This window comes from Stenotrophomonas sp. 93052_Sma (assembly GCF_056481145.1).
Window position 1 is genome coordinate 1,104,709 of record NZ_CM151134.1, and the last position, 19,397, is coordinate 1,124,105.

The 19,397-nt window shown below is 67.2% G+C and carries 11 protein-coding genes and 4 pseudogenes; 9 read left to right on the forward strand and 6 right to left on the reverse strand.

Annotation, left to right across the window (positions count from 1 at the left end; all coding sequences use genetic code 11):
• Nucleotides 1-65 precede the first annotated feature (65 nt).
• The 3 genes and pseudogenes from ACZK2V_RS05160 to ACZK2V_RS05170 all read left to right on the forward strand — a co-directional run bounded on the left by ACZK2V_RS05160 (nucleotide 66) and on the right by ACZK2V_RS05170 (nucleotide 2,884).
• On the forward strand, nucleotides 66-953 hold the full coding sequence (locus ACZK2V_RS05160) for a DMT family transporter (RefSeq protein WP_486322956.1): 888 nt from the start codon (nucleotides 66-68) through the stop codon (nucleotides 951-953).
• Nucleotides 954-1,068: 115 nt separating this feature from the next.
• Nucleotides 1,069-1,968, forward strand: a complete 900-nt coding sequence (locus ACZK2V_RS05165) for an SDR family NAD(P)-dependent oxidoreductase (protein WP_486322957.1) — start codon at nucleotides 1,069-1,071, stop codon at nucleotides 1,966-1,968.
• 38 nt (nucleotides 1,969-2,006) lie between these two features.
• Nucleotides 2,007-2,884, forward strand: a pseudogene (locus ACZK2V_RS05170) (LysR family transcriptional regulator).
• Nucleotides 2,885-2,897: 13 nt separating this feature from the next.
• On the opposite strand, the pseudogene ACZK2V_RS05175 reads toward ACZK2V_RS05170, so the two are convergent.
• Nucleotides 2,898-3,795 (reverse strand): annotated as a pseudogene (locus ACZK2V_RS05175) (LysR family transcriptional regulator).
• Nucleotides 3,796-3,902: 107 nt separating this feature from the next.
• Between ACZK2V_RS05175 and ACZK2V_RS05180 the strand changes: the two are divergent.
• Nucleotides 3,903-5,414, forward strand: a pseudogene (locus tag ACZK2V_RS05180) (MFS transporter).
• Here ACZK2V_RS05180 and ACZK2V_RS05185 read toward each other — a convergent pair.
• The 3 genes and pseudogenes from ACZK2V_RS05185 to ACZK2V_RS05195 all read right to left on the reverse strand — a co-directional run bounded on the left by ACZK2V_RS05185 (nucleotide 5,398) and on the right by ACZK2V_RS05195 (nucleotide 9,632).
• Nucleotides 5,398-7,486: pseudogene (locus tag ACZK2V_RS05185) on the reverse strand (TonB-dependent siderophore receptor). The pseudogenes ACZK2V_RS05180 and ACZK2V_RS05185 overlap by 17 nt on opposite strands.
• A 99-nt stretch (nucleotides 7,487-7,585) precedes the next feature.
• The gene (locus ACZK2V_RS05190; protein ID WP_486322958.1) at nucleotides 7,586-8,971 is read right to left on the reverse strand and encodes a sensor histidine kinase; all 1,386 of its coding nucleotides are present in this window, start codon (nucleotides 8,969-8,971) and stop codon (nucleotides 7,586-7,588) included.
• Nucleotides 8,949-9,632 (reverse strand): response regulator transcription factor, encoded by a 684-nt coding sequence (locus ACZK2V_RS05195; protein WP_100437437.1) that lies wholly within the window; start codon nucleotides 9,630-9,632, stop codon nucleotides 8,949-8,951. Before ACZK2V_RS05195 ends, ACZK2V_RS05190 begins: the two co-directional genes overlap by 23 nt.
• 152 nt (nucleotides 9,633-9,784) lie before the next feature.
• On the opposite strand from ACZK2V_RS05195, the gene ACZK2V_RS05200 reads away from it, so the two are divergent.
• From ACZK2V_RS05200 to ACZK2V_RS05210, 3 genes are read left to right on the forward strand one after another with little or no spacing between them, the layout of a single operon-like run.
• On the forward strand, nucleotides 9,785-10,303 hold the full coding sequence (locus ACZK2V_RS05200) for a hypothetical protein (RefSeq protein ID WP_486322959.1): 519 nt from the start codon (nucleotides 9,785-9,787) through the stop codon (nucleotides 10,301-10,303).
• A complete protein-coding gene (locus tag ACZK2V_RS05205; protein ID WP_486322960.1) occupies nucleotides 10,194-10,961 on the forward strand; it encodes an efflux RND transporter periplasmic adaptor subunit in 768 nt (255 codons plus the stop codon). The genes ACZK2V_RS05200 and ACZK2V_RS05205 overlap by 110 nt, the downstream gene beginning before the upstream one ends.
• A gap of 4 nt (nucleotides 10,962-10,965) precedes the next feature.
• Nucleotides 10,966-14,067: an efflux RND transporter permease subunit gene (locus ACZK2V_RS05210; RefSeq protein WP_486322961.1), complete on the forward strand. Its 3,102-nt coding sequence runs from the start codon at nucleotides 10,966-10,968 to the stop codon at nucleotides 14,065-14,067.
• A 270-nt stretch (nucleotides 14,068-14,337) separates the two neighbouring features.
• Here ACZK2V_RS05210 and ACZK2V_RS05215 read toward each other — a convergent pair whose 3' ends face one another.
• Nucleotides 14,338-14,742 (reverse strand): GFA family protein, encoded by a 405-nt coding sequence (locus ACZK2V_RS05215; protein ID WP_049421554.1) that lies wholly within the window; start codon nucleotides 14,740-14,742, stop codon nucleotides 14,338-14,340.
• Nucleotides 14,743-14,913: 171 nt separating this feature from the next.
• Between ACZK2V_RS05215 and ACZK2V_RS05220 the strand changes: the two genes are divergently transcribed.
• Nucleotides 14,914-15,888, forward strand: a complete 975-nt coding sequence (locus ACZK2V_RS05220; RefSeq protein ID WP_049463619.1) for an Lnb N-terminal periplasmic domain-containing protein — start codon at nucleotides 14,914-14,916, stop codon at nucleotides 15,886-15,888.
• Nucleotides 15,888-17,909: an esterase/lipase family protein gene (locus ACZK2V_RS05225; protein WP_486322962.1), complete on the forward strand. Its 2,022-nt coding sequence runs from the start codon at nucleotides 15,888-15,890 to the stop codon at nucleotides 17,907-17,909. Before ACZK2V_RS05220 ends, ACZK2V_RS05225 begins: the two co-directional genes overlap by 1 nt.
• Nucleotides 17,910-17,947: 38 nt before the next feature.
• Here ACZK2V_RS05225 and ACZK2V_RS05230 read toward each other — a convergent pair whose 3' ends face one another.
• Nucleotides 17,948-19,369: an MFS transporter gene (locus ACZK2V_RS05230; RefSeq protein ID WP_486322963.1), complete on the reverse strand. Its 1,422-nt coding sequence runs from the start codon at nucleotides 19,367-19,369 to the stop codon at nucleotides 17,948-17,950.
• Nucleotides 19,370-19,397 lie beyond the last annotated feature (28 nt).

Here is a 19,397-nt window from a genome sequence, read left to right on the forward strand (position 1 = left end):
TTCCGCGCTGGATGCTTCCATACAGGTCCAGCCGGGCATCGTCCGGCATCTTCAGGAGTACAGGCGTGGAACGGTCGGCGAGTGGTTGGATCAATGGCTTCATTGGTGTAGTGATTTTCGCGGGATCGTTGCCGGCCACCCGCTTGGCGGTGCTTGAACTGGATGCCGGGTTCGTCACCGCCGCACGCGCCACCATCGCCGCTGTGCTCGGCCTGGGTCTGTTGCTGCTGCTGCGCCAGCCGTGGCCGCGACGCGGCGACCTGCCGGGGCTGGTGGTGGTCAGCCTCGGCGTTGTGGTCGGCTTTCCGCTGCTGACGGCGCTCGCGCTGCGCCATGCGTCATCAGCGCACACCATCGTGTTCCTCGGCCTGCTGCCGTTGAGCACTGCGGTATTCGGCGTGCTGCGCGGCGGCGAGCGGCCGCGTCCTGCCTTCTGGCTGTTCTCGTTGCTGGGCAGTGCCTGCGTGGTCGGCTATGCGGTGCGCAACGGCATCGAGGCGTCGTTGCAGGCCGACCTGCTGATGCTGGCGGCGATCGTGGTGTGCGGGCTGGGCTATGCCGAGGGCGGTCGGCTCGCCCGCCATCTGGGTGGCTGGCAGGTGATCAGCTGGGCGCTGCTGCTGGCCTTGCCGGTGATGCTGCCGCTGACAGTGCTGATGCGTCCGGCCTCGTTCACTGCGGTCGGTGCCTCGGCGTGGTGGGCACTGGGCTACGTGGCGGTGTTCAGCATGCTGATCGGCTTCCTGTTCTGGTATCGCGGTCTGGCGCAGGGCGGTATCGCCGCCGTCGGCCAACTGCAGCTGCTGCAGCCCTTCTTCGGCCTGGCCCTGGCCGCGCTGCTGCTGCACGAAGCGGTCAGCCTCAGCATGGTGCTGGTGACCGTGGTCGCGGTGATCTGCGTGGCCGGCGCGCCGCTTCAGCCGCTGAACGAAAAAGGGGACGGAGGGGATTAAGTCGTAATCGGTCCTACTGTGCCTGAAACGACTTAATCCCCTTCGTCCCCTTTTCCAGTGATAGCGCGGGCGTATCGTGCGCTGTGGTCAATGGTATTGGCCGCAACCTGGGTGCATGGCCGAAGCTGTGCAGATGCAGCCGATTTCCCGAATTTCCTTTGAAGGCCAGGTGGGCCTGGTGACGGGTGCCGCCGGTGGACTGGGCTTGGCCTACAGCCGCCTGCTGGCCGAGCGCGGTGCACAGGTGCTGATGCATGACGTCGGCGCCGGTACCGACGGCCGCGGCGCCGATCCACAGCGCATCCTGCGCAGCGTCGAAGCGCTGCAGCGGCAGGGTTTGCCGGTGCAGGCCGCAAGCGGTCCCATCGACCATCGTGGCGGTTGCCATGCGCTGGTGCAGGAACTGCTGCAGGCGCATGGCCGCATCGATTTCCTGATCCACAACGCCGGCTGGGTCGAGTACCAGACGCTGGAAGCGATCGAGGACGATGCGCTGGAGCAGATGCTGTGCCTGGCCGCGAAGACGCCGTTGTGGCTGGCGCAGGCGGCGTGGCCGGCAATGCGCGCGGCGGGCGGTGGGCGCATCGTCATCACCACGTCCGATCGCGCGCTGTATCCGCAGTACGCACAGCGCGGGCTGTCTGCGTACGCGATGGCCAAACTGGCCGCGCTCGGTCTGGTCAATGTGCTGGCACTGGAAGGTGCCGAGCATGGCATCGTGGTCAATGCGGTTTCGCCGGTGGCAAAGACGCGCATGTGGGGCATCGAGGGTGAGCCCGATGAGCTGCATCCGGAAGCTGTTGCGCAAGGTGTGGCCTATCTGGCATCCACGCGCTGCCAGGACGGCGGCTGGGTGCTGCGCGCAAGCAATGGCCAGTTCCACGCACTGCGCCTGCAGGAGGCCGAGCATGTGGCGTACCCAAGGGATCTGCGCGCGGTCAGTGCCGACAGCATCGAGTCGGTGGCGCTGCAGTGGCCGGCCATCGCCCGCGCCAGCGTCGACGTGCGCGGCTGAGGGCGTACCCTAGGCGGGTTCCCACTGCCTGCTTCGAGATGATCGACCTGCGCCTGCTTCGCCAGTATGTGGCCGTGGCCGAAGAACTGCATTTCCACCGCGCCGCCGCCCGCCTGCACATGTCGCAGCCGCCGCTGACCGCGGCGATACGACGGCTGGAAGACGAGCTCGGAAGTGAACTGATCGTGCGCGGCAACCGCACGCTGGGCCTGACCGTGGCCGGGCAGACCTTGCTGGTGGAGGCGCGGGCAACGCTGCAGCAGGCCGAGCAGGGGTTGCAGCGCACGCGCGAAGCTGCAGCGGGGCAGTCCGGCAGCCTGCGCGTAGGCTATGTCGGCAGTGCGCTGTATGGCCGCCTGCCAGGTTTGATCCGCCGCTTCCGCCAGCAGTACCCGCAGGTGCAGTTGCACCTGCAGGAAGCCACGTCGCGCCAGCAGCAGTTGTGGCTGCGTGAGCAGCGCATCGACGTTGGCGTGTTGATTCCACCGATTCCCGCCGCCGAGCTGGTACTGCACGACTTCGACCATGACCGCCTGGCGATTGCGCTGCCCGCGCTCATGCGCTGGCCGACGCGCCGGAGGTCAGTGTGGCGATGCTGGCTGAAGAACCGTTCGTTTCATGGCCGGCGGGCGAGGGCATCGGCTTCCACGCGCAGGTGCTGGGCCTGTGCACTGCGGCGGGATTCACCCCGCGCGTCGTGCAGGAAGCGCAGGGCATGCATGCGGTCCTGTCGCTGGTGGCGGTGGATGCCGGCGTGGCGATCGTCCCGGCCAGCATGGCCAGCTTCCGCCCGCAGGAGATCGTCTATCGCGTGCTGGAGGACGAAGCAGCGCGTTTCGACCTGCCGTTCTGCATGCGGCCGGAACAGCCGTCGCCGGTGCTGCGCAATTTCCTGCAGACGGCGGGCACCAACTGATTCTGTGGACCTGCTACGCCTTGTCGCCCTGGAACAGATGCGCAACGGCATAGTCGATGAACACCCGAAGGCGTGCACTGGGATGGCGCCCACCGGGCCATAGCAACGAGAACTGCCCCTGGTGCGTGGGCAGTGCTGGCAGTACCCGCTGCAGGCGGCCATCGGCCAGCGCGTCGGCTGCGAGGAAGTCAGGCATCCAGGCCAGGCCCATGCAACCGATCGCAGCGGCCAGTACGGCCTCCATGTTGTTGCAGGTCATCGCCGTGGGAAGGCGCGCCGGCATCGCCTTCGATACCCGGCAGCTGCCACGGGTGCAGCTTTCCGGTGGTGGGGTAACGGAAGCGCAGCGCGGTATGCAGGCGCAGCTCGCTCACATCACCGGGCGTGCCGTGCGCCTGAAGATAGCCGGGCGCCGCACAGAGGATGAAACGAAAGCCACCCAGTCGCCGCGCGGTCAGGCTGGAATCGGCCAGTTCACCGCTGCGTATCACCGCGTCGAGGCCTTCGCTGACCACGTCGACGATGCGATCGTTGAAGTCCAGTTCCAGCTGCACCTGCGGGTAGCGTTGCTGGAAGCCGGGCAGCACCGGCAGCAGGAAGCGGTAGCCGATGGTGGGCAGGCCGATGCGCAGCAGCCCGCTGGGGGCGTGCTGTCGCTGCGCCAGGTCTGCCTGCGCTTCGGAAAGTTCATCCAACGCACGCCGGCAGCGCTGCAGCAGCAGTTCGCCTTCGTCGGTGAGGTGCACGCGGCGGGTGGTGCGCTGGAACAGGCGCGTGCCGAGTTCCTGTTCAAGGCGGGCGATGCGCTTGCCCACGGCCGACGCGGACAGGCCGAGGACGCGAGCGGCGCCGACGATGCTGCCTGCTTCGGCGGTACGGACGAAGGCCAGCAGGGCAGAGATGGAATCCATGCGGGGCATGATTACGGAACATTAGGCCGCAATCAACGTCCATCGAGCCTGTTTTTCTGGAATAGCGGCCTGTCCATCATCAATGCCCCTGATGGATGGAGGCCCACATGGCCCCGGTTTCGATGCTCTCCGTACCTTCCCACACGCAGCAGCGGTGGGCGCTGCTTGCCGTCTGCCTGGCTGCACTGGCGCTGCCGTTGTCCTTCTCGGCCGGTGCGGTCGCGGTGCCGGCGCTGGCCCGTTCCGCGGCGGCGTCGCCGACCGCGCTGGCGTGGGTGACCAACGCGTTCATGCTCACCTTCGGCAGCCTGCTGCTTGCTGCCGGTGGCCTGGCCGACCGCTATGGCCGACGACGGTTGTTCCTGCTGGGCACGGCAGGCTTCACCGTAGCCACGGTCGTCGTCTGCCTCGCGCCCACGCTGCTGTGGCTGGATCTGGCGCGCGGGCTGCAGGGCGTTGCCGCTGCAGCGGCGTTGGCGTCCGGCACCGCTGCGCTGGCGCATGCCTGGCAGGGCCCGGTGCGTGCCCGTGTGTTCGCCCTGCTGGGCACCACATTCGGTGCGGGGCTGGCGCTGGGGCCGCTGCTCGCGGGTCTGCTGTTGCAGGCATTGGGATGGCGCAGTGTGTTCGCCGCGGGCGGTGTACTGACGCTGGCGGCGGTCGCCGTGGGCGCGCGCGTTGTCCGAAAGCCATGGCGAACGCGGGCGGCTGGATGTCGGCGGCATGCTGGGTTTCAGCCTGATGCTGGCGGCGTTGACCCTGGCCCTGCTGTGGCTGGGTGAATTCGGCCTGCATGCCATGCGCGTGCAACTGGCGCTGTTGGCGGCGCTGATGCTGGGCGGGGTATTCGTCTGCATCGAACGGGTGCACCGCTCACCGTTGCTGGACCTCTCGCTGTTCTCGCAACCGGCGTTCCTCGGTGTCCAGCTGCTGCCGGTCGCAACCTGCTTCGGCTACGTGGTGCTGCTGGTGGTGCTGCCTCTGCAGCTGCTGGGCGTGCATGCACAGAGCACGACATTGGTCGGGCTGCAGATGCTTGCCCTGTCTGCGCCGATGCTGGTGCTGCCGATGCTGGCCGCGCTGGGCGGAACGCGTTGGAAGTACGCGGCTGTGTACGCTGGGCCTGCTGGTCTGTGCCTCTGGGTTGTACCTTTTGTCGCGCCACGCATCGCATCCGTCGCCGTCGCAGTGGGTGCCGTTGCTGATGCTGATCGGCGCTGGAACGGCCTTGCCGTGGGGCCTGATGGATGGGCTGTCGGTCAGCGTGGTGCCGGTGCAGCGTGCGGGCATGGCCGCCGGCATCTTCGGAACCGTGCGGGTGGCCGGTGAAGGCATCGCATTGGCCGCAGTCACGGCCTTGCTTGCGCTGCTGATCGGCCACCAGCTGCAGGGAGCATCGCCCGCATCGCTGGCGCGCCGGTGCCTATCTGGCAACGGGTGCGCATGCACAGGCGCAGGCACTGCTTCCGGCGATGAGCGGCGCACAGCTGCAGCAGGCCAGTGCCGAGGCGCTGGCGATACTGCTGCGTGTCCTGGCGCTGCTGACCGCCGCATGCGCGGTGCTGTTGCACCTGCTGCTGCAGCGGCCAGCGTTGGCCGTGATCAGAACCGATAGCTGATGGTGCCGGTCACCACGCGCGGGTAGCCGGCGAAGCAGTCGCCAAAGGTGCGGCACGGCGCGTAGTAGCGCTTGCCGGTGAGGTTGGTGATGTTCAACGCCATCGTCCAGTCGGTCACCTGCACTTCCAGCAATGCATCGGCCAGCGTGTAGCTGGGCGTGACGATGCGCCCGCCATTGCCCAGCGACACCGTGTTGCCGACATGGCGCACGCCCAGGCCCAGGCGCAGGCGTGCGGCATCGTCCAGTTGGAAGCCCTTCGAAACCCAGGCCGAGGCCAGGTCCTGCGGGGTGTCGTTGAGGCGCTGGCCCACTTCCAGTGCGAAGTTGCTGCGGCTGACCTCAGCCTCGTTGCGCGCAACGGCAGCGGTGATTGTGAGGTCGTTGGCGAACTGGAACTGCCCTTCCAGCTCCACGCCCTTGGAGCGGATCTGCCCGGTCTGCACCACGTTCAATACGTTGTCCGGGTCGTTGGTCTGCCGGTTGGTTTCGGTGATGCGGTACGCCGCCAGCGTCAGCAGCAGGTTGCGCGCCGGTTGCCACTTGATGCCGGCCTCGGACTGGCGCCCGCGCATCGGCTTGAAGGCGCTGCCGAACAGATCCTGGCCGGATACCGGCAGGAACGATTCGCTGTAGCTCAGGTAGGGCGAAACGCCCGCACCCAGTTCGCCGATCAGCCCGGCGCGGTAGGTGGTGGCATTGTCGGTCTGGCTGGGCTGGCCTTCGGTCTTCGAGCGTGCATGGTCGCGGCGCGCCCAGCACCAGCGAGACACGGTCGGCCCAGCGGATCTGGTCCTGCACATAGACACCCAGCTGGGTGGAGGTCTGGTCCGGCTGACGATCCCAGCCACGCACGATCGGTGCGACCGATACCGGGGTGTAGATGTCGATCGGCGTGCCGGTGGCGTCCAGCCGCTGCAGCTGCTCCTTGTATTGGCTGTAGTCCACGCCGGCCAGCAGCAGATGCTGGAAGGCACCGGTGGCGAAGTCGAACTGCAGCGCATTGTCGGCGCTGAAGATCTGCACGTCGGGGCGGGTGCCATAGGCCGTGCGGTTGACCACGCGGCGCTCGGCGTCGATGAAGGGATCTTCCGGATTGCTGTAGCTGTCCACGTACATCTGCTGCAGAGTGGTCCTGCCATCGATGTAACGCACTGCCGAGCGCAGGCTGAGCGTGTCGTTGAAGCTGTGGTCGAACAGCGCGGTCAGGCTGTAGACGCGCGAGTCGATGCGGTCGAAGTCGGGATCGCCGATGAAGGTGGACGGGTCGAGGCGGCGTCCGGGCGGGGCAAGCAGGGTCGCGGCCAGCGGCAGGAACTGCTGGCTGGAGCCGGTCTTGTCATGCTGATAGCTGGCCAGCAGGGTCAAGGTGCTGCGTTCACCGCGCCAGCTGATCGACGGTGCCAGATAGACGCGGTCATCCTTCAATACATCGGTCTGCATGTTCGATTCACGCAGCAGCCCGACGAAGCGGCCGGCAAGCGTACCGGCATCGTTCAATGCGCCGCCGATGTCACCCTGCAGCTGCCTGCGGTCGAAACTGCCGAGCTGCACGCCGACCTCGCCGTTGAGGGCGCCGAAGGTCGGGCGCTTGCTCATTGCATTGATGATGCCGCCGGTGGCGCCGGCACCATACAGCACCGAGGACGGGCCGCGCAGCACTTCCACCCGCTCCAGGCCATAGATTTCCGGGCGGGCGAGGGGGCTGAAACCGTAGCTGCGGCGCAGGCCATCCTGGTACTGCGCCGGGTCCAGCCCGCGCACCGAGGTCGCATCGTTGCGGGTATCCAGCCCCCACGCATCGGCGGTGACGCCGGCGCTGTAGCGCAGCACTTCCTGCAGGTTGTGCGCGCCGCGATCGGTGAACAGCTGCTGGGTGACCACGCTGATCGCCTGCGGCGTCTCGGTCAGGGCGGTGTCGGTCTTGGTCGCGGTGCTGGCCCGCTCGGCCACCACCGTTACCCTGTCCAGGGTGCGCGCCGCCGGGGTGTCCTGGGCCTGGGCGATGGCCGAGGCCAGCAGGGTGGGCAGGGCGAGCGTGTACAGCAGCGGACGCGACGGCAGAGCGGGCATCGGGAGTGATCCGGGAAGGGCGGTGACGGCGGATTATCCGGATGCCCGCCCTCAAATACAAATGATTCCCAAGTGCGATTGAGGCGCCCTGGCCCGTCGTCAGGGCAGGCCGTCCGTCGCGCCGCGGATGCTCATCCAGGCGCCGCCACCGGGGGCGCTGCCGGCGCGGACACGGAAGCCGTGCAGGCCGGCAATGGCGGCCACGATCGACAGGCCCAGGCCGAATCCAGGCCCCTGGCCGGCGCTGCTGCTGCCACGGAAGAAGCGCTGGTAGATCAGCGTGCGGTCCTGTGGCGGAATGCCCGGCCCGTTGTCGATCACATCGATCCTCGGGGCGCCGTGATCATCGACCGCACGCAGCAGGATGCGGCCGTGTGCAGGGGTGAACTGCAGGGCATTGGACAGCAGGTTGGCCAGCGCTTCGAACAGCAGCTCGCGGTCGCCACGCAGCGGGCCCACCTTCGGCTCCACCTGCAGCTCCAGCAATTGCTGCTTCTCTTCGGCCAGCGGCAGGTAGAACTGGTGCAGTTCCTGCAGCAGCTCGGTGACGTCGACCGCGTCGAAGGCCGAACGTCGCTGGTGGCTCTCCAGTTCCGACACCCGCAGCAGCGCGGCGAAGCGCGCCATCAGCATGTCAGTCTCGGCCAGCGCCTTGTCCAGTGGATCGGCATGTGGGTTCTGGTCGTCCAGGCCGACGCGCATGCGGTACAGATGCGCCCGCAGTCGGGTGAGCGGGGTGCGCAGATCGTGGGCGATGCTGTCGCACACGCCTTTGACCTCGGTCATCAGCTGTTCGATGCGTTCCAGCATGGCGTTGACGATGCTCGACAGCCGATCGATCTCGTCGCGACGGCTGGACACCGGCAGGCGCTGGCCGAGGTCGCCGGCAACGATGCGGTTGGTGGCCGCTTCGATCTGCTGGATCCGTTTCAACGGGCGCCGGCGCAGCAGATGCCAGCCCACCAGGCCGGGAATGACGGTCAGCGACACGCCCCACAGCAGTGCATCAAGGATGATGCTGTTGACCGCCATGAGCTTGCCGTTCTGGCGCACGAATACCAGCGTGCGGCCATCGCGGGTTACCACGCCGAGCGCACTGCCGCCGTTGTCGTGGCGGCCATCGGCCAGCGTCCAACCGTCCACCGCATGCGAGTTGCCATCCAGCGGCAGCCCCTCGGGGATCGCTGTCAGCGGGCCCGCCATCGGCATGCCGCCCTTGTCGAACAACCCATAGGTATAGACCTGGTGCAGATCGAAGCGCTGGCTGTCGCGCAATGCTTCATCCAGTGCCGGCCCGTCGAAGCTCATGAACAGGTGGGCGCGCTGCTGCAGGCCTGATTCGGTCAGGTCACTCAGGTAATCCGAGATGCGCCAGTACATCACGCCCAGCAGCAGGCTCGACCACGCCACGAACAGGATGCAGTACAGGCCCAGCAGTCTGCTGCTGGAAGAGCGCCAGTGGTCAGGATTGCGCGTCGAAGACATAGCCGGTTCCACGTACGGTCATGATCGGCTGCGGTCGGCCGGGTTGTTCGATGCGTTTGCGCACGCGGCCGATATGCACGTCGATCAGGTTGGTGCCCGGATCGAAGTGGTAGCCCCAGACTTCCTGGAACAGCATGCTGCGGGTGACCACCTGGCCGGCGTTGCGGACCAGGAATTCGAGCAGCTTGAACTCGGTCGGCAGTAGCGCGATTTCATGCCCGCCGCGTCGCGCCGAACGGGTCATCAGGTCCAGTTCCAGGTCACCGGCGCGCAGCACGTTGTCGATGGCAGCGGCCTGGCCCTGGCGCCGGATCAGCACTTCCACGCGTGCGGCCATCTCATCGGAGGCGAAGGGCTTGGTCAGGTAGTCGTCGCCACCGGCGCGCAGGCCACGCACGCGTTCATCCACGTCCGACAGTGCGCTGATCATCAGCACCGGCGTGGTGATGCCTTCACGGCGCAAGGCGGTGACCAGGGCCAGCCCGTCGATGCCGGGCAGCATGCGGTCCAGGGTGATCACCGCGTAGTCGCCTGCACGTGCCAGCGCCAGGCCGTTGCTGCCGTCGCTGGCCAGGTCCACGTCGAAGCCGTGGCTGCGCAGTTCGGTGGCGATCTCCTCGGCGGTGACAAGATCGTCCTCGATGGTGAGTACGCGCGGCATGGGCCAGTGTGCAGAGTGGGACAGGGGCATCCTCGCAATCGTGGGCAGCGACTGCAAATGAAAAATGTTTCATGCGCCATTTAGCAGGATCGTGCCGCCACGTCTTCTATATTCGGCGCCGAACGCTCCCCCACGCGTGGAACCTGCAGCCGATGATCCTTCCGAACCCCTCCCGTCCGTACCGTGCCTGGCGGCTGCCGCGAACCGCGGGCCTGCCGCTGCTGGCGCTCGCCCTGGCCGGCCTGCTCAGCGCCTGCGGCAAGGACGCGCCCAAGCCCGGCGCGACGACGCCTGAGGTGACGGTGCTGACCCTGCGCAGCCAGCCGCTGGCACTGCAGCAGGAACTGCCTGGGCGCAGCGTTGCCTCGCAGGAATCGGATGTGCGTCCGCAGGTGGATGGCGTGCTGGTGAAGCGGTTGTTCGAGCAGGGCCAGTGGGTGAAGGCCGGGCAGCCACTGTTCCAGATCGAGCCCGCGCTGTACCAGGCTGCGCTGAACGAGGCGCAGGCCAACCTGAAGACCGCCGAGGCCGCTGCGGTGACCGCGCCTGCGGGCGCAGCGCATGCAGGCGTTGGGCAAGGACCAGCTGGCCGCGCGGCAGGACGTGGACGATGCGATCGCCAGCGACCAGCAGGCTGCCGCCGCGGCGCAGGCCGCACAGGCCGCGCGTGACACGGCCAGCACACGGCTGGGGTTCGCCACGGTGACCTCGCCGATTGCCGGGCGCATCGGCCGCGCGCTGTTCACGCCGGGGGCGCTGGTCACCTCGGGCCAGGCCGATCCACTGGCACGGGTGCAGCAGATGGACCCGATGAACGTGGACATCACCCAGTCCAGCAATGAGTACCTGGCACTGCGCCGCGCCATCGCCGACGGTGGCGTGCAGGCCGACACAGCACCGGTGCGGCTGCGCTTGTCCGATGGCACCGACTACCCGCTGCCCGGCACGCTGGAATTCGCCGACGTGGACGTGCAGCAGGAGACCGGCAGCATCACTCTGCGGGCGCGTTTCCCCAACCCGGATGGGCAGCTGCTGCCAGGCATGTACGTGCGCGCGCTGGTGGGGCAGGGAACCCGCCAGCAGGCGCTGCTGGTGCCACAGGCTGCGGTCGACCGCAGCCCCAAGGGCGAGGCACAGGCGTGGCTGGTGGACAAGGACGGCAAGGCGCGGCTGCGCCTGTTCCGCACCGCGCGTGCGGTGGGCGATCAGTGGCTGGTGCTCGATGGCCTGGCCGCCGGGGAGCAGGTAGTGGTAGCCGGCGCGCAGGGCCTGGCCGATGGCATGACGGTACGGGTGAAGCCTGCACCTGCACCGGCCGGGAAGGACTGAGCAGATGCTGCCGCGCTTCTTCATCCATCGCCCGGTATTCGCCTGGGTCCTGGCGATCTGCATCATGGCCTTCGGCACCATCGCGGTGAACCAGCTGCCGGTGGAGCAGTACCCGGACATCGCGCCGCCGCAGGTCAACATCACCGCGAACTACACCGGTGCCTCGGCACAGACGGTGGAAGACAGCGTCACCCAGGTGATCGAACAGCAGATCAAAGGCATCGATCACCTGTTGTATTTCTCCTCCACCAGTTCGTCATCGGGGCAGGCGCGCATCACGGTCACCTTCGACCAGAGCGCCAACCCGGATATCGCCCAGGTGCAGGTGCAGAACAGCGTCAACCAGGCCATCAACCGGCTGCCGCAGGAAGTGCAGCAGCAGGGCGTGACGGTGGCCAAGTCGCAGGGCGATTCGCTGATGGTGGTCTCGCTGTACGACACCAGCCGGCGCATGGAGCGCGTGGACGTCTCCGATTTCCTGGTCAGCAACGTGCAGGACCCAATCAGCCGTATTCCCGGCGTTGGCGAGATCAACGTGTTCGGCTCGGCTTACGCAATGCGCGTGTGGCTGGACCCGCACAAGCTGCGCGCCTATGACCTGATGCCCTCGGACGTTCGCGCTGCGATCCAGGCGCAGAACACCCAGGTGACGGCGGGTGAGCTGGGCGCGATGCCGTCCAGCCCGACGCAGAGCCTCAACGCCACGGTCACCGCGCAGTCGCGCCTGCAGACGCCCGAACAGTTCCGCGCGATCATCCTGCGCACCCTGCCCAATGGCGCGGCGGTGTTGCTGGGCGACGTCGCACGGGTCGAGATCGGCGCGGAGAACTACCAGACCAGCAGCTATCTCAATGGCTATCCGGCGGCCGGCTTCTCAGTCACCCTGGCCTCCGGCGCCAACGCATTGGCCACCGCCGACGCGGTCCGCGCGGAGATCGAACGGCTGCGACCGACTTTCCCGCCGGGGTTGCAGGTGGCCTATCCGCGTGACAGCACGCCGTTCGTGCGGGTCTCGATCGAGGGGGTCATCCATACCCTCATCGAAGCCATCGTGCTGGTCGTGGTGGTGATGTTCCTGTTCCTGCAGAACCTGCGCGCCACGCTGATTCCGGCGATCACGGTGCCTGTGGTGCTGCTGGGCACGTTCGGCGTGCTGGCCGTTGCCGGATTCACCATCAACACACTGACCCTGTTCGCGATGGTGCTGGCGATCGGGCTGCTGGTCGACGATGCGATCGTGGTGGTGGAGAACGTGGAGCGCATCATCCACGACGAGTATCTGCCGCCGCGCGAAGCGACCGAAAAATCGATGGGCGAGATCACCGGCGCGTTGATCGGCATCACCGTGGTGCTGGGCGCGGTGTTCCTGCCGATGGCCCTGTTCGGTGGTTCCACGGGCATCATCTACCGGCAGTTCTCGATCACGATTGCATCTGCCATGGCGCTGTCGGCACTGGTGGCGCTGACACTGACCCCGGCGCTGTGCGCCACCCTGCTCAAGCCGTCTTCGGCGCAGAAGCCGCAGGGCCGTTTCTTCCGGGCGTTCAACCGGGGTGTCGAGCGCAGCCAGCTGGCCTACCAGGGAAAACTCGGTGGCGTCGTCTCCCGGCCGCGGCGCTGGATGGCGTTCTACCTGCTGCTGGTGGTCGCCATGGTCGTGCTGTACGTGCGCATGCCGACCGGTTTCCTGCCGGTGGAAGACCAGGGCCAGGTGACCTTCCAGTTCTCCACGCCGGAAGGCACGCCGATGGCACGCACCGAAGCGCTGGGCCAGCAGATCAGCCGCTACTTCATGGAGCACGAAAAGCAGAACCTGGATGTGGTGTTCGTAGTGGTCGGCCGCAACAATGCCGGTACCGGCCAGAACGCCGGGCAGGGCTTCCTCGCACTGAAACCCTGGGATGAGCGCACGGGCGACAACACTGCCGCGTCGATCATCACGCGTGCCAATGCCTACTTCCGCAGCCTGCCGGATGCCAAGGTCAATGTACTGGCACCACCGGCGGTGCGTGGATTGGGCCAGTCCAGCGGCTTCGAACTGTGGTTGCAGGACACCAGTGCGGCCGGGCGTGTGGCCCTGCAGACGGCGCAGGAACAGGTGGTGCGTGCGGCCGGTGAAGACGATGGGCTCACCTCGGTGCGCCTGAACGGTCTTGGCGACAAGGCCGAGCTGCGGCTGGACATCGACCATGCCCAGGCCAGCGCACTGGGCCTTGCCCAGGCCGACATCAATTCCACGCTGTCGGCGGCGTGGGGCGGCAGCTACATCAACGATTTCCTCGATCGCGGCCGGGTCAAGCGTGTCTACATGCAAGGCGACCAGCCCTACCGCAGCGTGCCCGACGACATCGGCCAGTGGTATGTGCGCGGTGGCAACGGCCAGATGGCGTCGTTCGCCAGTTTCGCCAGCAGCCATTGGGCGCGCGGGCCGCAGCTGCAGCAGCGTTTCAACGGGCTGCCGGCAATGCAGATCCAGGGCAGCGCCGCTGAAGGGCGCAGCTCGGGCGAGGCGATGCGGCGCATGCAGGCACTGGTTGCCGATCAACCCGGGTTCGACCTGCAGTGGAGTGGCCTGTCCTACCAGGAACAGCTGGCCAGCAACCAGACGCTGTGGCTGTACATCGCCTCCATTGCCTTCATCTTCCTGTGCCTGGCGGCGCTCTATGAAAGCTGGACGGTGCCGGTGGCGGTGGTCCTGGTGATCCCCCTGGGCGTGATTGGTACCGTGCTGGCGACCACCGCGGCCGGGTTCGTCAACGACATCTACTTCCAGGTGGGGCTGCTGACCACCATCGGCCTGTCGGCCAAGAACGCGATCCTGATCGTGGAGTTCGCCGAAGCCCGCTATCGCGTTGGTAGTTCAGCGGTGGAAGCGGCCCTGCAGGGCGCACGCCTGCGCCTGCGCCCGATCGTGATGACGTCGTTGGCCTTCGTGGCCGGTGTGATCCCGTTGGCGTTGGCCACCGGCGCGGGCGCGGTCAGCCGCCGTGAAATCGGCATGAGCGTGATCGGTGGCATGGTCTCCGGCACGGTGCTGGCAGTGGTGCTGGTGCCGTTGTTCTTCGTGCTGGTGCGCCGCCTGGGCCGGTCACGGCCGCAGGACTGAGGGGGGGGGCGGCTGTCATCTGGCTGCCGCAGCACCCTCACCCGTTCTTTGCCCAGGTGTCGCTAGCGTAGGTCGTCCCCGTCCCCCACGGAGACCTGCCATGTGGCTGCTCGATCATCTCTGGCCCGGCCGCAGACCTGTTCCTTCCCCGGTCGCCACCGAACCGCAGGCGACGCCCCGCCGGCCCTGGCTGAAGCGCCCGGTGCGGGCAGGCCGCAGCGGCATGGCCCCCTGGCAGAAGGTTGCCGCACCGCCACGGCGCACGCGCCACTAACCGGTGCGGTCGGCGGGATGGTTGACCCCATCGTTGACCGGGATCACACCCAGCGCGAACGGGTCGATGCCTTCCAGGCAGGCCACGTTGTAGCCGTACTGTTCCGGGTTGGAGCGGCGCCGGTGATGGGTGTAGATGCCGCACACGCCACAGAAATAGTGCTCGGCCACATGGGTGTTGAACTGGTACCGCTGCAGGTGGTTCTGCCCGCGCACTACCTGCAGGCCCGCGCGGCTGACGCTGGCGGCAATGGCCCCCCGGCGCCGGCACATCGAGCAGTCGCAGCGGCGGGGTTCGACAATACCGTCCGGCAGGTCCAGCAGCAGTTCGACCGTGCCGCAGTGGCAGGTGGCTCGGTGCCGGGGTTGGACCGGAACGCCGGCCACGGAAGTGATGCCCATCGTTGCTCCTGTGAAGTGAACCTGGCCGCAGAGGCCGCCGCCGACGGTGCGCTGCCCAGCCTGAACGGTCTGTAGATGCCACGGTGAACCCGCTTGTGGCTAACTATGCGGCTTCAAGACCGCGACAGGATGCCAGTGAACGCCGCAGGACGTTGGATGACAGGGAGTGCCATGGCGCTGGCGGCGCTGTGGGTGAGCGGGCTGCTGGCCTACCAGCTGCCGGGGCCGGGTTGGCTGGCCACCGGCGTGGCCGTGCTGTGGCTGCTGGTGGCGCTGTGGGCGTCGTGGCGGGTCGCGCGGGGACGTGCCTCCCGCCGCCTCGGCACGGCCTTCGGTGTGGCGCTGGCGTTGGCCGGCCTGTGGTGGCTGCTGCTGACCCCGCGCCAGGACCGCGTATGGGCCGACGACGTGGCCCAGCGCCTGCACGTGGTGTCCTTCGACGGGCGCCATGTGGTGCTGGACAACGTGCGCGACTTCACCTGGCGCAGCGAAACCGACTACGACGCGCACTGGGTGCGCCGCGAATACGACCTGGACCAGCTGCGCTCGGCCGACCTGGTGCTGTCGTACTGGATGGGCCCGGCGATCGCCCACACGCTGATCTCGTTCGGCTTCGAGGATGGACGCCACGTGGTGTTCTCGCTGGAGATCCGCAAGGAGCGCGGTGAGTCGTTCTCCGCGCTGGGTGGCTTCTTCCGCAAGTTCGAGATGACCCTGGTGGCTTCGGAGGAGACCGACATCATCCGCACCCGCACCAATGCGCGTGGCGAAGATGTCTACCTGTACCGCCTGCATGGCATGGACCGCGCGCAGCTGAAGGAACTGTTCGCTGCGTACATCGAACAGGCGCGTGAACTGGATGCCAAGCCGGGTTTCTACAACACGCTGACCAGCAACTGCACGACCATCGTCTTCGACCTGGCCCGCCACATCGCGCCGCGCCTGCCGTTGGACTATCGGCTGCTGCTGTCCGGCTATCTGGCCGAGTACGCGCAGGAGGTCGGCGCGCTCACGCCGGGCGTGCCGTACACCGAGCTGCACGACAAGGGCCGCATCACCCAGCGCGCATTGGACCTGGGTGATGGCGAGCATTTCTCCACCGTGATCCGCCAGGGCGTGCCCGGCACCGAGCAGGACCCGCAGTAATGACCCAACTTTTTCTGACCCGCTGGCAGCGCCTGCTGCCGGTGTTGTTCGCCGCCTTCCTGCTGCTGGGCAGCAGCGGCTGCGCGATGGTCACCGTCAAGCAGGTCAAATCCAGTGATTCACTGGTCAACAAGCGCGCGGATGTGCTCAACACTGGCAAGCTCAGCCCCGCCGCGCGTGAAACGCTCAGCGCAGCGGGCCTGGACGAATCGCAGTGCGAGAAGGACTTCCTGGTCTGCCGCAGCACGTTGCTGATGACCGACGACCTCAATGTCGAGCAGCGGCTGTCGGCGCTGTCCGAACTGTGGGTGAAGGCTGCATTGGCGATGACGCCGAAGAAGACCGCCGCAGGCGACCCGCCGATGAGCGATGCGGCATTGGATGCCTGGCTGGAAGCCGCGCGCTATGCCTATGCCTACCTGTTCTACAGTGGCCGCTCACCGTCCGACCGGGCCTTCGAGGACCGGCAGACGCAGGTGCGCGACTACTACAACTACGCGGCCGAGAAGGCGGCGGTGGTGTTGTTCGTGCGCGCACGCGCCGCTGCGCTGGCCGGCGAGGACTATACGAAGCCGCTCACGGTCGGTAGCTGGTCGCTGGCCTCCAACTACCAGCAGCTGGGTCTGAAGAGCATTCCGGCGCAGCTGGTGCCAGCGGGAACGGTCAGCTTCGTTGGCCTGCGCAGCACCTATCGCCGCGATGGCTTCGGTGCCGAACTGGTGATGGTGATGGACCCGCCGAAACTGGTCGCGCCAGTGATCGAGCCCGACGGCCCGAAGGCTGAAACCGCGCAGGACGACGAGGACGACGAGCGTCGTGGCCGCCGCCACCGCCATGACGATTCGGTGCCCGAGTTCAGTGAGATGTCCTCGATCAACGTCACCGCACTGCTGCGGTTCGAGGGCAGCAGCCTGGAAGACGTGATGCGCACGCGCCGGGTCGAGCTGGATGCCTATTCGCCGGAAGCGACCGAGCGCATCACTCTGCACGGTGAGCAGGTACCGCTGGCCGGCAACTTCACTGCCGCCTACGGCCTGTGGCTGGCGCAGAGTGGCTTCGCCCGGCAGTCGCTGCGTACCCTGTTCGGTATGAGCGAGGGCATCGGCGAGCCGCACATCTACCTGATGCAGCCGTGGGACCCGAACCGCCGCATCATCTTCATGCTGCACGGCCTGGCCAGCAGCCCGGAAGCGTGGGTGAACCTGGCCAACGAGATCATGGGTGACCCCGAGCTGCGCCAGCAGTTCCAGGTGTGGCAGGTCTATTACCCGACCAATGCGCCGATCGCGCTGAACCGCTACGAGATCGCCAATGCATTCAACGACACGCTGAAGCATTTCGATCCCAACGGCAGCACGCGTGCGTCGAAGGACATGGTCTACATCGGTCACAGCATGGGCGGCGTGCTGGCGCGCCTGCTGGTGAGCGATTCCGGCGATGTACTGTGGAACGACCTGCTGGCCAACTACGACCTGAAGGGGGAACGGCTGAAGCGGGTGCAGAACAAGCTGGGTCCGCTGCTGCATTTCAAGGCACAGCCGAACGTGGAGCGTGCGATCTTCATCGCCGCGCCGCACCAGGGCACCGACATTGCCGGCAACAAGGTCGGTCGCCTGATCGGTCGCTTGGTACGCCTGCCGCTGACAATCCTCGGCAAGTTCGAGGACGTGTTCATGGCGCTGGCGCAGGCCGAGCAGCAGGTCGATGGCACCGCCAAGCCGAAGATCCCGAACAGCATCGACAACCTCAAGGCCAGCGATCCGTTCGTGAAGGCCGCCGCACAGCTGCCGATCGAAGCGGGCGTGAAGTACCACTCGATCATCGCCCAGCGCAAACCCGAGCTGCCGGTGGAGAAATCCGATGATGGGCTGGTGCCGTACTGGAGCGCACATCTGCCGGGCGCGCTGTCGGAGAAGGTGATCATCTCCGGCCACAGCGTGCAGGAAACCCCGCAGGCGGTGCTGGAGGTGAGGCGCATCCTGCACCGGGATATCGATGACATGGGGACGGGTACCCGGTAGTGCCGGCCGCTGGCCGGCAATCCCGCAATGCGGCGGTGCTACACCCGCCGCGCGATCACCGTGGCCAGCAGTGCCAGGCCGAAGGTGATTGCCAGGCACAGGAAGTAGCCGGTGTGTGGTGCGGTTTCCACGAACAACGCGAACAGAGCACCGGACACCGCCAGTGCGGTGGTCACCGACAACGCTTCGCTCAGCTGCAGCGCCGAGGTGTTGGCGCCCTGCTCATGCGGCGCCGACAGCGAAAGCGTCAGCACCGACAGGCTGGCGTAGATCATGCCCATGCCGAAGCCGGTCATGGCCCAGCCGACCAGGGCCACCGGCAGCGGCACTGCGTTGAACAGCACGGCCAGTGTGGCGGCGATACCGATCGTCATCAGCGGTGTGCCAACGCGCAGCAGCTGCTGGCGTGACCAGCCGCGCTGCTGGTGGCCCTGCAGCCATGAACCGGCGAACCAGCCCAACGCGCCGAGGCTGAGCACCGCGCCGGCCCAGCTGGGCGAGAGCCCGCGTTCGCGCTGCAACAGCAGTGGCAGGTAGGCCTCACAGGCGAAGAATGCGGCCGCCGCGACGCCGCGCAGCGCGATCACGCTGGGCAACCCGCGGCGCAGCAGCAACGTGCCGGCTGGCAACAGGCGGTGCACGCAGAACAGCAGCGCCAGCATGGCCACGCCGATGCAGAGCAGCGCAGGCAGGCCCTGCTGCTGGCCGCCGAAGTAGAGCAGCAGCGCCGCCAACGAAGCACCGCTGGCCCAGCGCACCACGTTGCCGCGTCCATCGTCGCTGCTGGCAGCATCAGTGGGCTGCATGCGTGCCAGTGCAGGGCGCAGCAGCAGCGCGGCCGGGACCGCCAGTAGCGGCACCGCCAGGAATACCCAACGCCAACCGAGGTGCTGCACGATCAGGCCGCTCAGTGCCGGGCCGATCATCGACGGCACCACCCAGCCGGCGGAGAACGCGGCGAATACCTTCGGGCGCAGGTGTTCGGGATAGCTGCGGCCAACCATCACGTACAGCGAGACCGAGATCGCGCCTGCGCCCAGGCCCTGTAGCAGGCGCCCGGCCACCAGCATGCCCATGCGCATGGCGAAGCCGGCCAGCAGCAGGCCCAGCACGAAGCAGCCCAGGCCATACCACAGCGGCCGAGCTGGCCCATGGCGGTCGGCCCAGCGTCCGGCCAGGGTCATGCCGATGACACTGGTGGCCAGGGTGCCGCCAAAGGCCAGCGCAAACAGGCGCAGGCCATCCAGCGCCTCGGCCACGGTCGGCATGGCGGCGGCCACCGCCAGGGCCTCGAAGGCATGCAGCGCCACCAGTGCCACCATGCCGATGGTGGTGGCGCGATAGCGGGGAGACAGGATCGACGTATCAGCCGGCGCACGGGCGTCGGCGGGCGAAAGAGTGGGGGACATACGAGTCAGATGCGGGCCGCGCTTGTCAACTGGCGGCGAAGATAGCAGCATGCCACCTCAACTGCAGTTTAGGTCAAGC